The organism is Plantibacter sp. T3 (genome assembly GCF_902506515.1).
Taxonomy (GTDB): Bacteria; Actinomycetota; Actinomycetes; order Actinomycetales; family Microbacteriaceae; genus Plantibacter; species Plantibacter auratus.
The window spans coordinates 1,341,681-1,358,509 of record NZ_LR733286.1 but is presented as its reverse complement, the minus strand read 5'-3'; the positions used below and the strand labels follow the sequence as shown (position 1 = coordinate 1,358,509).

The window sequence follows — 16,829 nt, the reverse complement described above, 5'->3', positions numbered from 1 at the left end:
GTGACGTGAGCGCGGGCCTCCGGAGGGGTGCGCTCACGCCGGTGGGGCGCGCTCACGAGGTGGACGCGTGCCGGTGTCAGCAGCCGATGGCGGGTTTGCCGGGGCGGCAGGGTTTGTCGACGCCCACGGTCGAGTTGCGGACGATCTGAACCGTGTGCGGTTCCTCGGTCGGGATCGACAGGGTTCCGACGACGGGCAGCCACCCGCTGTCGCCGATGCGGTACTCGGCGGCGTACTCGACCTCGACGGTGATGGTCTTCGTCCCGACCGTCGTGTAGCGGTGGCTGGTCGGGGTCTTGGAGAACTCCGCGAGTCCGAGCGACGCCCACGTGGATCCGCCGGTCCGGGTGGTGGTCGTGTCGCCGTCGCTGTAGTCGAAGGTGAATCCGACGGGGATGAAGTTCACCTCCGCGACCTGGCCCAACAGGGTGCCGGTGCGAGTGTGGCCGGAAGCAGCTGCGATGACGTTGGTGTGGAGCCCGCGGACACCCCAGGCGGCGGGTTCGGTCGTGACGGTGGGGGCGGCGGGGGCGAAGCTGGCGACGTCGCGGATCGTGACGGGGGCCGCCGGTGCTGCTTCGAGGTCGGTGCCGAGGTCGCCGGGGGTGAAGGTGTAACACTCGTCCGGCCGACCGGGCCCTTCGACAAGCTCAGGGACCGGAAGGGGTGGGCCCAGGGGCCGGGAGGGGGGCGCAGGGACGGGACGGGCGTCAGCGCTTGGCGCGGGCCGGGTTGGGGACGGCGTCGAGCAGCTGGATCGTGTACGGATCCTGCGGGTGCTGCAGGACGTGCGCCGTCTCGCCACGTTCGACGACGCGACCCTGGTTGAGGACCATGATGTTGTCGGTCACGAGTCGCGCCGACAGCAGGTCGTGCGTGATGTAGAGCATCGAGACGCCCCACTGCTCGCGCAGGTCCTCGAGCAGCGCGAGCACACCGGCACGCAGCGACACGTCGAGCATCGACACGGGCTCGTCGGCGATGAGCACCTGCGGGTCGCTCGCGAGCGCCCGGGCGATCACGACGCGCTGCCGCTGTCCACCGGAGAGCTGGTGGGGCAGCTTCGCCGCGAACTGCTCGACGGGCGAGAGGCCCACCGTCTCGAGGAGTTCGAGTACGCGCTTGCGCACCGCGTCACCCTTCAGCCCGGTGAAGTTCACCACCGGACGGGTGAGCGTGTACTCGACCGTGTGCAGCGGGTTGAGCGCCGCATACGGGTCCTGGAAGATCATCTGCACGTTCTTGTGCAGGTTCCGGATGCCCTTGCGGTTCAGCTGGGCGACGTCGAGGTCACCGAAGCGGACCGCACCGGAGGTCGGCTTCTCGATTCCCGTGATGAGCTTCGCGATGGTCGACTTGCCGGAGCCCGAGGCCCCCACGAGCGCGAGCGACTGACCGGGTTCGAGCGTGAACGACACGTCGTCGACGGCCGTCACCGCTGACTCACCACGGCGCGGCGGCGGGTAGACCTTCGAGACGGCGTCGACGATGACCGCCGACTCGGCCGAACGACCGGCGCGCGACGAGGCCTTGCCCGACTCGGAGCTCGCGCTCGTCGCGGTCGGGACGCTCGTCGTGGTGCCGGACACCGGAGCAGTGCCCCGGTTCGCACGCGAGGGGAAGCCGGGCAGCTCGACGACCGCGGCGCGCGGGTCGGCGTAGTGACTGAGCAGCATCCGCGTGTACGGGTCCTGCGGACGCTCGAGGATGTCGCGACTCGGGGCGTCCTCGACGATGCGACCCTCGTGCATGACGAGCACGCGCTGCGTCGCCTCGAGCACGACGCCGAGGTCGTGGCTGATGAGGATGGCGGTGAACCCCTCGGCCTGCTGCAGCTCGGTGATCGTGTCCATGATCGCGTGCTGCACGAGGACGTCGAGCGCGGTGGTCGGCTCGTCGAACACCATGAGACGGGGCTCGAGCGACAGTGCCAGTGCGATGGACACGCGCTGACGCATGCCGCCGGACAGCTCGCCGGGGAAGCGCGCGAGCACCTGCGGCGTCAGCCCGACCTTGTCGACCAGCTCGGCCATCCGCGCGTCCCAGCGGTCGCGGGAGACGTGGCCGTGCGCCTTGAAGATGTCCACGAAGTGGTTGCGGATCGTGCGGACCGGGTTGAGCGCGTTCATGCCCGACTGCAGCACCATGGCGAAGCCGCCCTGACGCTGCTCACGGAGCGCCTCGTCGCCGAGCTCGCGGATGTCCTTGCCGCCGAAGAGGATCTGCCCGCCGTTGATGCGGGCCGGCGGCTTCTGCAAGCGGGTGGCCGCGAAGCCGAGCGTCGACTTCCCGGAGCCGGACTCGCCGACGAGCCCGATGAACTCACCGGCACCGACGGAGAACGACACGTGGTCGACCGCCTGGACCGGCGCGGCGCCGACGGACTCGTAGACGACGGAGAGGTCGCGGACCTCGAGGAGCGCTCCGGTCCCGGCTGCCGGCGCGGATGCGCTCTCGGCCTGGAGGTTGACGGCGTTCATCGTGACTTCCCTTCACGGAGGCGCGGGTTGCTGATCGCGTCGACACCGAAGTTGATGAGGGTGAGGCTCATCGCGAGGAGCGCGATGCAGAGACCGGGGGCGAAGAGGAGGATCCACTGACCGGTGAGCAGGGCGTTGGAGTTCTGCGCCCAGTAGAGGATGGTGCCCCAGCTGACGATCGACGAGTCGCCGAGGCCGAGGAACTCGAGGCCGGCCTCCGCGAGGATCGCACTCGTCGCGGCACCGAAGAAGCCACCGGCGATGAGGGACGTCATGTTCGGCAGGATCTCGTTGAACACGATGCGGAACGGTCGGTCGCCGGAGAAGCGGGCCGCGGTCACGAAGTCACGCGAACGCAGCGACTGCGTCTGGCTGCGGAGCACGCGGGCACCCCACGCCCACCCGGTGATCACGATGACCGCGACGATCATCACGAGCCCACCGTTCTGGAGGTACGCGGCGATGACGATCATGAGCGGCAGGCCGGGCACCACGAGGAACAGGTTGACGATGAAGTTCACGACCTCGGCGCCGAAGCCCTTGATGTAGCCCCAGCTGAGGCCGATCAGGACGGCGACGATCGTCGACAGGATGCCGGCGATGAAACCGACCGTGACGCTGATCTGCGAACCGTAGATGAGCTGGCTGAGGACGTCCTCGCCCGCCGCTGTCGTCCCGAACCAGTGCTCGGGACTCGAGTCGGCGTTCCGGGGGAACCCGTCCTGGCTCGCGCCGTACGGTGCGAGCACCGGGGCGAAGATCGCGACGAGGATGAAGAACGCGAGGATGATGAGCCCGAGGCGGGACTTCCAGTTGGCCCAGAGCGTCGCCGCCGATCGACCGATGAAGGCGAACTTCCTCGGCGGACGCACGGCCTGGTCGGACTGCAGTGTCTTGACGTGCTGTGTGGTGGTCATCGGCGGGTCCTTGGGTCGAGTACGCCGTACAGGATGTCGACGAGGAAGTTGGCGATGAGCACGCTCACGGTGATGAGCAGGAAGAGCGCCTGCATGAGCGGGTAGTCCTGTCCGATCACCGCGTTGAACAGGAGGAAGCCGATGCCCGGGTATCCGAAGACCTGCTCCACGAGGATCGAACCGCCGACCACACCGCCGAGCGCGAGCCCGAAGCCGGTGAGGTTCGGGAGGATCGCGTTGCGGGCCGCGTACTTGATGGCGACCGTGCGACCACGGAGACCGTTCGCCTCGGCGAAGGTCACGTAGTCGTCACCGAGGGTGTTGATCATCGCGTTGCGCATGCCGATGATCCAGCCACCGAGGCTCGTCACGAGGATCGTCAGCGCCGGCAGCACCGCGTGGTACGCGACGTCGACGATGAAGTCCCAGGTGAAGGCAGGCGAAGCCGTCGGGCCGAAGGCACCCGAGGTCGGGAACCAGTGGAGCACGTAGCCGGCGAAGAACAGCAGGAGCAGTGCGGTCCAGAAGTACGGGAACGTGCTGGCGAAGGTGCCGCTCAGCGTCGGCAGGGCGTCGAGCCAGGTGTTCCGCCGCCAGGCCGCGAGCACGCCGATGAGGGTGCCGAGGATGAAGGCGACGATCGTCACGATCCCGAGCAGGATGATCGTGTATGGGAACGCCTGCCAGATGAGCTCACCGACCGACTGCGGGAAGAAGGTGTACGAGACCCCGAAGTCGAGCGTGACGACCTGGTGGAGGTACGTGACGTACTGCTCCCAGAGGTTGCCGCCGGGGACACCGAGTTGGGCCTCGATCGCCGCACGCGTGGCCGCGGAGACCGGGCCGTTCTGCGCGAGCTTCGCGATCGCGGCGTCGGTCGGGGAACCGGGCATGAGCCGCGGCAGGAGGAAGTTCAGCGTGACCGCCGCCCACAGAGTGAGGACGAAGAGGCCGAGTTTGCGCACCATGTACACGGTCACTCACCGTCCTTCCGGAGCTTGAGGTGCGTGAACACGAGGAGCGGGGTCTGGTCGTAGGTCTGCAGCGGTGCGTACGGGTTGTCCGCATCGGGCCAGCCGGTGAACTTCTTGTCGTTGTAGAGGCCCCAGAGTCCGCCGTAGTACATGCCGATGACCGGGAAGTCGCTGTAGACGATCTGCTGCATCTGGTGACTCAGCCCCAGGCGAGTGGCCTCGTCGGTCGTCTCCTTGTACTGGGCGAGCAGCTGGTCCATCTGCGGGTTGCGGTAGCGACCGAAGTTGCTGGACGTCGTCTCGCCGATCGGCTTCGCGAACTCGCTGTTGAAGCTGTTGTTGAAGCCCTGGAACATGATGCCGTTGCCCATGCCACCCATGGCGACCTCGAAGGCACCGCTCTGGATCGCCTGCTGGTACCCCGGCGGCTGCGGTTGCTTGATCTGCACGTCGATGCCGAGGGCGCCGAGCTCCTTGCGGACCTCCTGGACCGCGCGGAGCCAGTCCGCGTAGCCGTTGGCGGTCGTGATCGAGAAGCTGAACTGCTTGCCCGCCGCGTCGACGAGCTTGCCACCCTGCTGGGTGTACCCGGCGGCCGCGAAGGCCTCGAGGGCACCGGCGGTGTCCTGCGTGATCATGCCCTGGTTCGGCAGGGTCGGGTCGAGCTCGTCTTCCTGGTTGGGGAGCATGAGGCTCGACTGGCCGGCTGCACCGAGGTAGCCCTCGGTCGCCGCGTCGGCGATCTTGTCGCGGTCGAGCGCCAGGGCGATGCCGCGACGGACGTCGACGTTGTCGAACGGGGCGACGTCCATGTTGGGCACGAGCCCGATCACGCCTCCCGGCGGGAACCAGAACTTGTTGTGGTCGTTGGCCGCACCCCAGGTGCCTTCGACGTTCGACAGGAACGAGTACGCCCAGTCGAAGCCCTTCGTGACGATGTCGAGTTCGCCGGTGGCCGCGGGGATCACGAGGTGGTTGACCTCGATCTTGTCGGCCTGCCAGTACGTCTCGTTCTTGTCCATCGTGTACTGCTGCGAGGTGTAGTTGCCGAGCACGTACGGACCGGTACCGACCGGGTTCGGGTTCCGCCAGGTGTCGGGGCTCTTGACGTCCTTCCAGATGTGCTCCGGGACGATGAGCGTCTGCGAGACGATGTCGGCCGCGGGGGCGTCGTCGTCGAGCAGGTGCATGATGACGTGCTGGCCCTTCACCTCGATCGTGTCGATGTGCTGCCAGGCGCCCTTCTGGTCGAGCGTCGGGTACTGCTTGATGAGGTCGAAGGTGAACTTGACGTCCTCAGGGGTGAAGGCCTCGCCGTCGGACCATGTGGCGCCGTCGCGGATCGTGTAGTCGATCGTGCGGGCGTCCGGGAGGTCGACCTTCTCGGCGAGCCACGGCGTCTCCTTGCCGTCGAGCACGTTGATGATCACGAGCGGCTCGTAGATGTAGCTCGAGGCCGAGCGCTTGTTCACGAGGTAGGGGTTGAAGTTCCGCTCGAGCATCGGGGTGCCCTTGTCGGAGGCCAGCAGCATCGTGTCGGCCGGGATCGAGGGATCCGGCTCGCTCTTGATCTGGATGCTGCAGCCGGAGACGAGCAAGGCCGCCGCGGCGATCATCGCCGCTGCTCCGAGTCGTCTGCGCCTGCGGACCTTGGTCCGCTCGTGCGTCGTGTGCGTCATCGCCACCGTCCTTGCTGAAGTCTGTACCGGTTGAGTGTAAGCGCATACATTGCCCGACGCAACCCGTGTCGGACATCCGATCCTGTTCGCAATTCAGGAGAGCCCCGGCGTGGCGGCCTCGCGGCGGACGGACGCGTCGCGGCACGCCGCGGGCTTCCTGAATGGTGAACGCGAGGGGAGGCGATGATCAGGACGTGATCGACTCGGAGCTCTCGCGGAGGACGACCTCGACGGGGAGTCGGACGGACATCGCGGGCAGCTTCGGCTCGGCGAGGCGACGGGCGAGCGCCTGCACGGAGACCCGGCCGAGCGTCTCCATCGGCTGCCGGACCGTCGTGAGCCGCGGAGCGGACAGGCGGCCGGCATCGATGCCGTCGAATCCGGTGACGATGAGCTCGTCCGGGACCGCGACCCCCGCGATCCTGGCGGCGTCGATCACGCCGAGCGCCATCTGGTCGTTGGCGCACACGACGGCCCGCGGCAGCCCGTCGCGTCGGAACAGCTCCCGACCGACCCGCCGCCCGCCCTCGCGGGTGAAGTCGCCGCGGAGGGTCGGCTCCTCCGGGGCGTCGAGCGACCGGTCGGCGAGAGCCGCGCGGAACCCGCTCCAGCGCTCCGCGTCATCGGGCGAGCCGAGGCTTCCCGCCACGTACTCGAGCTCTCGGGCACCGAGGTCGTCGATGAGGTGCGCCGTGAGCGTGCGCATCCCCTCGGCGTTGCTCACCGAGACGTGATCGAGGTCGTCGTCGCGCCGCGGCCCCGCCATCACGACGATCGGGACGTGCCGCGACAGGCGTGCGAGCTCCTCCTCGCTGGCGCTCCCGGCCAGCACCATGAGGCCGTCCACCCGACCCGCCATGTCGCGCACCGTCTGCGTCGCCGTGGACCCGCGCCCGACGCCGACGAGCAGCGCGAACCCGCTCCGCCAGGACTCCAGCTCGCAACCGCGCAGCACCTCGTCGAAGTAGAGGTTGAGCGTCCGCGTGTCGGTCCGCTCCGGGATGTCGCGGACGATGCGCGCTCCCCCGGCCGCCGCCTCGTCACCCTCGAGGGCGATGTCCCCGAGGTCGTCCATCGCGTCGAGCCCCTGGAAGAACAGGCCGATGACGCCGGTACGGCGCGCGGCGAGCCCTCGTGCGGCTCCACTCGGGACGTACCCGAGTTCACCGACCGAGGCGAGCACGCGGTCTCGGGTGGCCGGTTTCACGTCGTCAGGGCGGCTGAGCACCCGCGAGACCGTCGCGATGGAGACGCCGGCGTGGTGCGCGACGTCGTAGACCGTCGGCGGTTTCGTCATGGGAGCGCCTTCCTTCGGCCACCAATGATACGCACGGCATCCTGCCCGCCCGGTTCACCGGCGGCGTGGGATGACGCACGAAGCGCCCTCGTCTTGCGTCACGGGAGCGACCCACAGGAGCCGGGAACCGCAGCCAACCCGAACGTTCCCTGAATTCTCGACGCTTGTCGGCTAGGCGGCCGACGTCCGCTGGCAGACTGCGGACATGACCGATCAGCATGCCAAAGCCGTCCTCCTCAACTCCCTCCACGAGCCGGGTTCCCCGCTCATCGTCACCAACGTCTGGGACGCCATCACCGCGAAGGTCGTCTCCGAGGCCCCCGGCGTCGTCGCCCTCGCCTCGGCGAGCCACTCGGTGTCGAACGTCCGTGGGCTCGAAGACGGCGGTGGCCTCGACGTCGACGAGGCGATCGCCGCCGCGAAGATCATCGTGGGCGCCGTCGACCTGCCGGTGACGATCGACTTCGAGAAGGGCTACGCGTCCGACGCGGCCGGCGTTCGTGAGAACGTCCGCCGCCTCATCGTCGAGTCGGGTGCCGTCGGGATCAACCTCGAGGACTCCGTCGGTGCTGCGAAGGCCCCGCAGTTCCCGATCGAGGAGGCCGCGGCACGCGTCGCCGCCGCTCGCGCCGGAGCCGAGGACGCCGGCATCCCGCTCGTCATCAACGCCCGGGTCGACACCCTCGCCGGTGACCCTGAGGCGTGGGACGAGGCCGTCGCTCGCGCCAACGCCTACCTCGAGGCCGGTGCGGACGTCGTCTTCTTCCTCGGACTCGGTACGGAGGAACTCGTCGCCAAGGCCATCGAGCAGGTGCACGGACGCATCTCCGTCATCGGCTACCCCGGCGCAGTGCCACTCAAGCGCCTCGCCGAACTCGGCGTCTCGCGCGTCAGCTTCGGCCCGGGCACCCTCGGCCTGACCCTCGCCGCCCTCCAGCGCGCTGCGACCGGCCTCACCGAGCTCGGCGAGTACCCCGAGGACCTCGGCTTCTCCTTCGAGCTCTGATCCTCGACTGACGACCGGTTCTCAGGAGGATCCGGGCGTGGCGCCAAGTGACCTCGGCGGCGCGCCCGGGGACTCCTGAGACAGGGTCACGGGTTCCGGTCAGGACGTCAGGAACCAGTACCAGATGATGAGCATCGTGATGAGGAAGCCCGTCAGGAAGTTGAGACGGAGGAACCGCTTCCACCCCGCGTTGGCCCGTTCGGCGTCCTCCTCGCGGAGGTTCCAGAACGGCAGCACACTCGCGGCGTAGGGCAGTGCGAGCAGGCCCGCCAACGGGATGGGCCACGGGGTCACGAGCATCAGCGCACCGCCGGCGAGGTAGGCGACGAAGGCGAACCGGACGGTCGCCGCCGCACCGATGACCGTCGCGATCGAGCCGATCCCGCCCTCCCGGTCGGCGATGATGTCCTGCACCGCACCGAAGGCGTGGCTGGCGATCCCCCAGAGGAAGTAGCCGACGAGCAGCGCCCAGAGCGCGGGCGTGAAGACCGCACCGGCGAGGACGAGGCCGTAGACCGCCGGGCTCACGAAGTGCGTGCTCGAGGTGAGCGAGTCGATGAACGGCCGCTCCTTGAACCGCAGGCCGGGTGCGCTGTACGCGATGAGCGCGAACACGCTGATCGCGAGGACGAGCCACGACAGCGGCGACCCGATGACGACGAGGTAGACGAGGAACGGGACGTTCGTCACGATCGCCGCGAAGATCGTCAACCGGTGCATCCGGCGGTCCAGGACCGCGCCCTCGACGCCGCCCTTGCGCGGGTTCCGCAGGTCGGACTCGTAATCGAAGACGTCGTTGATGCCGTACATCGCGAGGTTGTACGGGATGAGGAAGTACAGCGTCCCGAGCCAGAAGGTGAGGTCGAGCTCGCGCGTGGTCAGCAAATACGCCGCTGCGAACGGGTAGGCGGTGTTGATCCACGACAGCGGTCGGGAGGACAGCACGAGCTGGCCGAGTCGGTTCATGCCGGGTCCTCCTGGGACGGGGATGGGGAGACGGGAGCAGGGGTTCGGCGCTCGAGGAGCACCCAGAGCGACGGGAGCAGGACGGCCGCGGCGATGGCGTAGGCGAAGTCCTCGAGGGGCGCGATGCCGATGAAGGCGCCGGAGATGAGTGCGGGGTCGTAGCCGACGAGCCCGATGCCGATCATGATGTTGTCAAACAGCGCGGTCATGAGCAGGAGGACGACGAGCCCACCGCCCACCGCGAGCAGCCAGGTGCCCGCCGTCAGACCGGTGGATAGCGGTCCGTTCGCACGGCGTCGATCGAGCCGCACGACCGCGAGCAGGGCGACGACCGCCACGACGGCGAGGAACCATGCGTTGAGGGCCCAGTAGGTCATCGTCCGCTCACCTCGGCGGCGCCGGTCGTCCGGCGGGACACCCGGCCGAGCGTGTGTCGCGCCGCACCGAACAGGTTCATCGTGAGGTAGCAGAGCAGCGTCAGGAAGAAGACCTCCTCGATCGGCAGCTCGGGCGCGACCTGCAGCCCGGTCATGAACGAGGTCTCACCGCGGAAGAAGATGCCGGTGCCGATACCGAGCAGGTCCCACACGAGGAAGAACACGACGCCGATCGGCAGGATGATCGCGGCCCGCCGTCGGTCGGCCCAGAAGAACAGCCGGAACCGCCGGTCGAGCATGACCATCCCGGTGATCGAGACGAGCAGCGCCAGCAGGTACAGCAGACCCATCAGCCGGTCGCCTCGGCGCGCGCACGCAACGGCTCCGCCATCGGGCCGGTGGTGATGTCGCCGCGCATGCGCTTCACGACGAGCTCCGCGCTGATGAGGCACATCGGCAGGCCGATGCCCGGGATGGTCGAGCCGCCGGTGTAGAACAGGCCGTCGACCTTCTTGCTGACGTTGCCGCTCCGGAACATCGCGCTCTGCGAGAGGATGTGCGCCGGCCCGAGGGCGGTGCCCTTCCAGACGTTGAGGTCGGTCGCGAAGTCGGCCGGGCCGACGTCGCGACGCACCACGATACGCTCGGCGAGGTCGGGGACGCCGGCCCACTCGGCGATCTGCGCGATGGCGGCGTCGCCGATCTCCGCGACCCGGGCGTCTCCACCGCCACCGATGGACGGATCGGCCGGGACCGGGACCAGGATGAACAGGTTCTCGTGGCCGTCGGGTGCGACGCCCGCATCGGTCGCGCTCGGGCGGCAGACGTACAGCGACGCGGGGTCGGGCACGCTCGTCTCCTTGCCGAAGATGCGGCCGAAGTTGTCGCGCCAGTCGGCCGTGAAGAACAGGCTGTGGTGCAGCAGTTCCGGCAGCTCACCGCGGACGCCGAGCATGACGAGCACGGCTCCGGGGCCGGCGGTGCGCTTCTCCCAGTACTCGGCCGGGTAGGTCTGGAGTTCGCGGGGAAGCAGTGTCGTCTCGGTGTGGTGCAGGTCGGCGGCGGACACGACGCGGTCGGCGCGGAGCAGCTGCCGACGACCGTCGGCGTCGAGGTAGTTGACGCCGTCGACCCTGGCGCGGCGGCCGGCGGGCATCGTGGTGATGCCGGTGACCTCGGCGCCCGTGATGATCTCCACACCCTCGGCGCGGGCCAGCTCGGCGATCGTCTCGATGATCCGCGAGAAGCCGCCCTGCGGGTAGAGCACGCCGTCCTCGAGGTCGAGGTAGCTCATGAGGTGGTACATGCTCGGCGCTTCGAAGGGCGAGGAGCCGAGGAACACGGCCGGGTAGCCGAGGATCTGCTGCAACCGGACGTCGGAGACGGTGCGCGCGGCCAGGGTGTCGAGGTCCTCCGTGAGGAGCTTCGCGAGCTTCGGCATCCGGGCGAGGACCTCACGGCTCGCGAGCGTCCGGTACGACTCGAACGTCGTGTACAGGAAGCTCCGGATGGCGATCTCGTACGTCTCCTTCGCGCTGCGGAGGTACTCGTCCATCTTCGCGCCGGCACCGGGCTCCACCGACTCGAACAGGGCGAGGTTGCCGGCCCGGTCGGCGGCGAGGTCGAGGTGCCCGTCGCGGCCCTCCGAGTAGACGCGGTAGGCCGGGTCGAGTCGCCCGAGGTCGAGCTGCTCGGCGGCAGAGGTGCCGAGGAGGCGGTAGAAGTGGTCGAAGACCTCCGGCATGAGGTACCAGCTCGGGCCGGTGTCGAAGGTGAAGCCGTCCTGCTCCCAGGTGCCGGCGCGGCCGCCGAGCACCTCGCGTCGTTCGAGCAGCGTGACCCGCTGGCCGTCGCGGGCGAGGAGGGCTGCGGTGGCGAGACCGCTGATGCCGCCGCCGATGACGACGGTCCGGTTGTGGGAGGTGGTCATGACTGCGAACTCTCGTCGATCGTCGGGATGGAGGCGGTGGTGCCGGTCGTGGCCGGTGTGCGACCGGCGAGCGCGCCGGCGGCGATGCGGAGCTTGACCGGGTCGGGCACCCGGACACGCGTGCGGACGAGCGCCGAGGCCGGCGTCGTCCGGATGCGTCGGGCGAGTTCCGAGAAGAGCTCCTGGGCGAGGGCGACCGCGCGACGGCTCGACTTCGGCAGCCGCCCGAGGACCGCTGCCGAGCGGTCGAGATCGGCTTCGATGTCGTCGAGCAGGCTGTGCTTCTGCGCCTCGGTGAGCTCGTCGACGGCGACACCCGGGAAGTAGCTGCGGCCGAGCTCGTCGTGGTCGGCCGAGAGGTCGCGGAGGAAGTTCACCTTCTGGAAGGCGGCACCGAGACTCCTGGCGCCGACGACGAACGCGGCGCGCTGGGCGTCGTCGACGTCGTGGCCGCGCAGGAAGATCCGCAGGCACATGAGCCCGACGACCTCGGCGGAGCCGTACACGTAATCGCGGAACGTCTCCGGCGTGTGGACGGTGCGCGAGAGGTCCGCGCGCATGGACGCGAAGAACGGACGGGTGAGGTCGGCCTCGATCCCCGCCGACCGCGCCGAGATGGCGAAGGCGTGGACGACGAGGTTGCTGCTGTACCCCGTCTCCATCGCGTCCTCGGTGTCCTGTTCAAGCGCGTCGAGCATGCGGAGGACCCGCTCGGGGTCGAGCCCGGCCGCCGCGGCCACGCCGTCGACGATCTCGTCGGCGATGCGGACGAGCGCGTACACGTTCTCGACGTCCTGGCGGATGTCGCCACCCAGCAGTCTGGCCGCCAGTCCGAAGGACGTGGAGTACCGACGGATGACGATGCTGGCGGTCTCCTGCGCGACCCGGTCGTACAGCTGTCGTGCGTCGCCGACCGCCGAGGCGTCGTCGGCCGGTCGCCCGGTCCCGTCCCCTGCTGCGGTCATCGCGACCGCTCGAGCACGGTGGCGACGATGGGGCGGAGCTCGTCGCGGAGCTGCGCCGGGATGCTCGGCGAAGCCAGCTGCTCCCAGGCGCGGTTGGCGTAGTCACCGGCGAGCAGGGTCGCGTGCTGGCGGGCGCCCGTCGTCGTGAGGACGTCGCGCAGGACGGCGGCACCCTCCTCGTCGAGGTCCGGGTCGCCGAAGAGGTGCTCGACGGCGTGCCACTCGGGCTGCTCCGCCGCGAACGCCACCATGACCGTCAGCTTGCCCTCGCGGAGGTCGCCGATCGTCGTCTTGCCGGTCGTCTTCGAATCGCCGAAGACCCCGAGGACGTCGTCGATGATCTGGTAGGCGATACCGATCTGCTGCCCGAACGCTCCGAGCGCGTCGATCGTCGCCTCCGGAGCGCCGGCGAGGACGCCGCCCGACTGCAGGGGCGCCTCGAACGAGTAGTAGGCGGTCTTCAGACGCTCCATGCGGATGATGTCGTCGACCGTCGGGACGACGCCGCCGACCGTGAAGTCGACGTCGGCTAGCTCGCCGGCCGCCGAAGCGGAGATGGCGTCGTCGAGGATCTCGCGCAGACGGGTGCGGACCGAGTCGGCGCTCCCGGCGCGGTCGATCAGACGATAGGACGCGGACAGGGCGAGGTCGCCCGCGATGACGGCGACGGACATGCCGCGGTGCTCGGCGAGCGGCAGCGGGATGCCCGCGGTCTGCGCGATGTCGCGGTAGCTGCCGGAGACGTTGGGGCTGCCGCGCCGGACGAAGTCGCGGTCGATCACGTCGTCGTGGACGATCAGCGCGGTGTGCAGGAGTTCGTAGGCGGCGGCGACGTGAGCCGCGGCGACGATGTCCGTTCCACCCAGCGCCTCGTAGGCCGTCATGACCATCCGTGGGCGGAACCGCTTGCCGCCGGCCATGCTGCGCTCGATGGTCTCCCAGAGCCGCAGATAGCCGGCGCCGCCGAACGACACCGCCTGCGTCTTCGCCAGTTCGAGGAAACGCTCGAGCGCATCCTCGACCTGATGCTGTTGTCGATAGGGCGCGTCGACGACGTGGTGGGTCTCCATATCACGAGGCTACTTCACGGAGCGGCGAGATTAGTACGCTAGCTGTCCATTCGCGTTCACCCCGATCGTCGGGGAGAATGGAAGCATGTCGGTACCCGAAGAACTCGTCGTCCTGCTCGCCGAGGACGGCACCCGCATCGGCACCACGCCGAAGGCGACCGTCCACACGCTGGAGACGCCGCTCCACCTCGCGTTCTCCTGCCACGTCATCGGGCCCGACGGTCGCATCCTCGTGACCCGGCGCGCGCTCTCGAAGCTCACGTGGCCGGGCGTCTGGACGAACTCGTTCTGCGGACACCCCGGCCCGGACGAGGACAGCGTGGACGCCGTGCTGCGTCGGGCGAGTGCCGAGCTCGGCCTGCCGATCTCCGCGCCGCAACTGGTGCTGCCCGACTTCCGGTATCGCGCCGTCGACGCCTCGGGTGTGGTCGAGTACGAGATCTGCCCGGTCTACGTCGCCTACACGGACGCGACGCCCGAGCCGAACCCCGACGAGGTCATGGAGTGGGCCTGGGCCGAACCCGGATCACTCCTCGAGTCCGTCGAGCAGGCGCCCTTCGCGTTCAGCCCGTGGCTCACGCTCCAGCTGCCGCTCGTCGTGCCGCTCCTCGCGGAGACCACCGCTCGCTGAGTCGCCCGGATCTGCGCGGATCGAGCCGGTTTCCGAACAGATTCAGGCGACTGAGCGAGGTCAGGCGCCGCGAAGCGCCTCGAGGGCCGCGGCGATCCGCTTGTCGCGCGTCGCGTCCGTCTTCGCCAGTGCGACCGGCTCGGCCAGCGCGCGTTGTCTGCTGAACGACAGGGCTCCGTAGGCGGCGAGCGCCTGCTCGTCTCCCGCGAGCGCCGTCTCGAGTTCGGGCGGCAACGGGAACAGGCGCGGTGCGTCGTCGACCTCGAGGTCCACCTCGACCTCGTCGCCTCCCGCGACCCCGGCGGCGGCGCGGTTGGCGGCGCTCAGGGCGATCAGGTACCGGCCACCCATCGGGGTGATGGTGCTGCGGTACGTGGTCGCACCGACGGTGACGACGACGGGCACGCGCTTGCCGCGATCCAGGCCCTCGACGACGGCGTCGGGGACGAGGATGCCGGTGTTGTTGCCCTGGAGTTCGATGACGGTGCGGAATCTCATGCGCTCAGTATGGCCCGGGGCCGTCTCGCGGTGAAGACCAGGACGAGGGAGCCGGCGACGACCGCGATCCCGAGCACTTGTCCGAGGCTCAGCGCCTCCCCGAGGACCACGAGGCCTGCCAGCACGGCGACGACGGGACTCAGGAGGCCGAGGAACGACACCGACCCGACGGGGAGCGCGGCGATGCCGCGGAACCACAGGGCGTACGCGAGGGCCGTGCCGACGAGGGAGAGGTAGGCGTACCCGCCGATCGCCGCTGCGTCCGGGGCGTCCGACGGAAGTCCCTCGACGAGGAGCAGCACCGGCACGAGGACGAGACCGCCGGCGACGAGCTGCCAGGCGGTCAGCGCGAGGCCGGAGACCGGTGCGCCGCTGCCGGCGTTCGGGTCAAGGTCCGGGCTCGTGCGCCGGCGGGCGCCGATCCGGCAGCCGACCTGCGGCCTCCCCCACCGCTTGCTCAGCACTGATCCGAGCGACATCGAGACCGCCCCGGCGAGTGCGGCGACGACGCCGACCGCGTCGAGACGCGCGTCGGCCTGCAGCACGATGAGGGCGACACCCAGCACCCCGGCGAACCCGGCGACGACGCGGCGCACGGTCAACGCCTCCCCCACCAGCAGGCTCGCGAGCACGGCGACGAGCACCGGCCCGATCGCCCCCATGGTCGCGGCGACCCCGCCGGGCAGCCGGTAGGCGGCGAGGAAGAGGAACGCGAAGAAGGCGCCGATGTTGAGGGTGCCGAGCACGAGCGACCGCCACCACCAGCCGCCGACCGGCAGGGTCCGGGTGATCGCGAGGAGCAGGAGGCCGGCCGGCAGCGCTCGGAGCACGGCTGCCAGCAGCGGTCGTCCCGGCGGGAGCAGTTCGCTCGTGACGAGGTAGGTCGTCCCCCAGCTGATCGGTGCGATGGCGGTGACGGCGGCGATGCGGAGTTGATTGCTAAGCACTGAGCAATAATAGCTCAGCACTAAGCGAATTGCTACGCTGACTGCATGAGCACGCGCGTCGACGACATCCTGAGCCAGTGGCGGACCGAGCGACCCGACCTCGACGTCTCGCCCATGGCCGTCATCGGACGACTGTCGCGAGCGGCGACGGCGGTCGACGCACGCCTCTCCACGACCTTTGCCGAGCACGGCCTCGACAGCGCCTCGTTCGATGTGCTCGCCACCCTGCTCCGCGCCGGCTCACCGCACGAACTCGCGCCGAAGGACCTCGCCCACTGGTCGATGGTGACGTCGAGCGCGATCGCCCAGCGCGTGAACAAGCTCGTCGAGCGCGGTCTCGTGACGCGCCGTCCGAGCGAGCAGGACGGGCGCGGCACGGTCGTCGCCCTCACCCCTGCCGGCAAGCGCCTCGTCGAAGCGGCCCTGCCCGATCACCTCACCGCCGAGGAGCGTGTCCTCGATGGCTTCTCCACGGCCGAGCGCGAGCAGCTGGCGTCGTTCCTGGAGCGCCTGGCGCGCACCGACCCCTGAGTCTCGCGGTGGAGGGTGGAGGCGGATCCGCTCAGGCGATGCGGCGACCCTCGTTGTGCTCCTGCAGCCACCAGGTCACGCCCTCGTCGTCGGACACCCAGCTCTCCCAGGTGTACGAGTCCTCGGTGATGCCGCTGAAGTTCCATCGGATGAGCTTGTCGTCGTTCCGCGTGCCGTCCTGACGGATGCCGTCGGAGCGGTGCGGCGTCGCGACGAGCTGGCAGAACTCGCCGCGCCGTGGCTCGACGTAGTTCACCCGCCAGGCGCCCATCAACCGGTCGTAGACGCGGAGAGCCGTACTGACCGTCTCCCAGCCCGACGGTTCCGCGTCGTTCGCGACGAGCTGGACGTCCTGCACGGCCCGCCCCTCGAGGATGTACGACACGATCCACCGGAAGTCGGACTCGACCCACTCGCCGCTCTCATCGTCGAGGCGCTTCGAGTGGACGTCCCAGGACCCGACGAACTGGCCGAACCGGACCATGCGACGCGGGTAGAGCGGCGTCGGCCCGTCGGCGGTGATCGCGCGGGCGAAGTCGGGTCGCTCTGACGTGCTCATGG

The 16,829-nt window shown here is 69.4% G+C and carries 18 protein-coding genes; 3 read left to right on the top strand and 15 right to left on the bottom strand.

Annotated features, from left to right (window positions below; translation table 11 throughout):
* Nucleotides 1–76: 76 nt before the first annotated feature.
* From GV015_RS06660 to GV015_RS06635, 6 genes are all read right to left on the bottom strand, one after another.
* Nucleotides 77–406, bottom strand: coding sequence for a hypothetical protein (locus GV015_RS06660; protein ID WP_159877483.1), 330 nt, complete (start codon nt 404–406; stop codon nt 77–79).
* Between the two features lie 304 nt (nt 407–710).
* Complete coding sequence (locus tag GV015_RS06655) at nt 711–2,480, bottom strand: ABC transporter ATP-binding protein (protein ID WP_159877481.1); 1,770 nt, start codon at nt 2,478–2,480, stop codon at nt 711–713.
* Nucleotides 2,477–3,397, bottom strand: a complete 921-nt coding sequence (locus GV015_RS06650) for an ABC transporter permease (RefSeq protein ID WP_064297140.1) — start codon at nt 3,395–3,397, stop codon at nt 2,477–2,479. The genes GV015_RS06655 and GV015_RS06650 overlap by 4 nt, the downstream gene beginning before the upstream one ends.
* Entirely contained in the window at nt 3,394–4,365 is a 972-nt protein-coding gene (locus GV015_RS06645; RefSeq protein WP_085512196.1) for an ABC transporter permease, read from the bottom strand. Before GV015_RS06645 ends, GV015_RS06650 begins: the two co-directional genes overlap by 4 nt.
* 8 nt (nt 4,366–4,373) lie before the next feature.
* Nucleotides 4,374–6,050, bottom strand: coding sequence for an ABC transporter substrate-binding protein (locus GV015_RS06640; RefSeq protein ID WP_086473023.1), 1,677 nt, complete (start codon nt 6,048–6,050; stop codon nt 4,374–4,376).
* 187 nt (nt 6,051–6,237) lie between these two features.
* Nucleotides 6,238–7,347, bottom strand: coding sequence for a LacI family DNA-binding transcriptional regulator (locus tag GV015_RS06635; protein WP_159877479.1), 1,110 nt, complete (start codon nt 7,345–7,347; stop codon nt 6,238–6,240).
* Nucleotides 7,348–7,552: 205 nt separating this feature from the next.
* Between GV015_RS06635 and GV015_RS06630 the strand changes: the two genes are divergently transcribed.
* A complete protein-coding gene (locus tag GV015_RS06630; protein ID WP_064297138.1) occupies nt 7,553–8,353 on the top strand; it encodes an isocitrate lyase/phosphoenolpyruvate mutase family protein in 801 nt (266 codons plus the stop codon).
* Between the two features lie 99 nt (nt 8,354–8,452).
* On the opposite strand, the gene GV015_RS06625 is transcribed toward GV015_RS06630, so the two are convergent.
* The 6 genes from GV015_RS06625 to GV015_RS06600 are packed head-to-tail and all read right to left on the bottom strand — an operon-like array spanning nt 8,453 to nt 13,661.
* Entirely contained in the window at nt 8,453–9,319 is an 867-nt protein-coding gene (locus GV015_RS06625) for a prenyltransferase (protein WP_064297137.1), read from the bottom strand.
* The gene (locus GV015_RS06620; protein WP_159877477.1) at nt 9,316–9,696 is read right to left on the bottom strand and encodes a lycopene cyclase; all 381 of its coding nucleotides are present in this window, start codon (nt 9,694–9,696) and stop codon (nt 9,316–9,318) included. Before GV015_RS06620 ends, GV015_RS06625 begins: the two co-directional genes overlap by 4 nt.
* Nucleotides 9,693–10,046 carry a lycopene cyclase domain-containing protein gene (locus GV015_RS06615; RefSeq protein WP_159877475.1) on the bottom strand — a complete coding sequence of 118 codons (354 nt, stop codon included), beginning with the start codon at nt 10,044–10,046 and terminating at the stop codon, nt 9,693–9,695. Before GV015_RS06615 ends, GV015_RS06620 begins: the two co-directional genes overlap by 4 nt.
* Complete coding sequence (gene crtI / locus GV015_RS06610; RefSeq protein ID WP_159877473.1) at nt 10,046–11,626, bottom strand: phytoene desaturase family protein; 1,581 nt, start codon at nt 11,624–11,626, stop codon at nt 10,046–10,048. The genes GV015_RS06615 and crtI overlap by 1 nt, the downstream gene beginning before the upstream one ends.
* Nucleotides 11,623–12,591: a squalene/phytoene synthase family protein gene (locus tag GV015_RS06605; RefSeq protein WP_079704927.1), complete on the bottom strand. Its 969-nt coding sequence runs from the start codon at nt 12,589–12,591 to the stop codon at nt 11,623–11,625. The genes crtI and GV015_RS06605 overlap by 4 nt, the downstream gene beginning before the upstream one ends.
* Complete coding sequence (locus GV015_RS06600) at nt 12,588–13,661, bottom strand: polyprenyl synthetase family protein (RefSeq protein WP_159877471.1); 1,074 nt, start codon at nt 13,659–13,661, stop codon at nt 12,588–12,590. The genes GV015_RS06605 and GV015_RS06600 overlap by 4 nt, the downstream gene beginning before the upstream one ends.
* 85 nt (nt 13,662–13,746) lie before the next feature.
* Here GV015_RS06600 and idi point away from each other — a divergent pair, with 85 nt between their 5' ends.
* On the top strand, nt 13,747–14,292 hold the full coding sequence (gene idi, locus GV015_RS06595; RefSeq protein WP_159877469.1) for an isopentenyl-diphosphate Delta-isomerase: 546 nt from the start codon (nt 13,747–13,749) through the stop codon (nt 14,290–14,292).
* 60 nt (nt 14,293–14,352) lie between these two features.
* Here idi and GV015_RS06590 read toward each other — a convergent pair whose 3' ends face one another.
* A complete protein-coding gene (locus GV015_RS06590; protein WP_159877467.1) occupies nt 14,353–14,790 on the bottom strand; it encodes a YdeI/OmpD-associated family protein in 438 nt (145 codons plus the stop codon).
* Nucleotides 14,787–15,737, bottom strand: a complete 951-nt coding sequence (locus GV015_RS06585) for an EamA family transporter (protein WP_159877465.1) — start codon at nt 15,735–15,737, stop codon at nt 14,787–14,789. Before GV015_RS06585 ends, GV015_RS06590 begins: the two co-directional genes overlap by 4 nt.
* A gap of 45 nt (nt 15,738–15,782) precedes the next feature.
* Here GV015_RS06585 and GV015_RS06580 point away from each other — a divergent pair, with 45 nt between their 5' ends.
* Nucleotides 15,783–16,268, top strand: a complete 486-nt coding sequence (locus GV015_RS06580; protein WP_159877463.1) for a MarR family winged helix-turn-helix transcriptional regulator — start codon at nt 15,783–15,785, stop codon at nt 16,266–16,268.
* Nucleotides 16,269–16,299: 31 nt separating this feature from the next.
* Here GV015_RS06580 and GV015_RS06575 read toward each other — a convergent pair whose 3' ends face one another.
* Nucleotides 16,300–16,827, bottom strand: coding sequence for a hypothetical protein (locus GV015_RS06575; RefSeq protein ID WP_071261813.1), 528 nt, complete (start codon nt 16,825–16,827; stop codon nt 16,300–16,302).
* Nucleotides 16,828–16,829 lie beyond the last annotated feature (2 nt).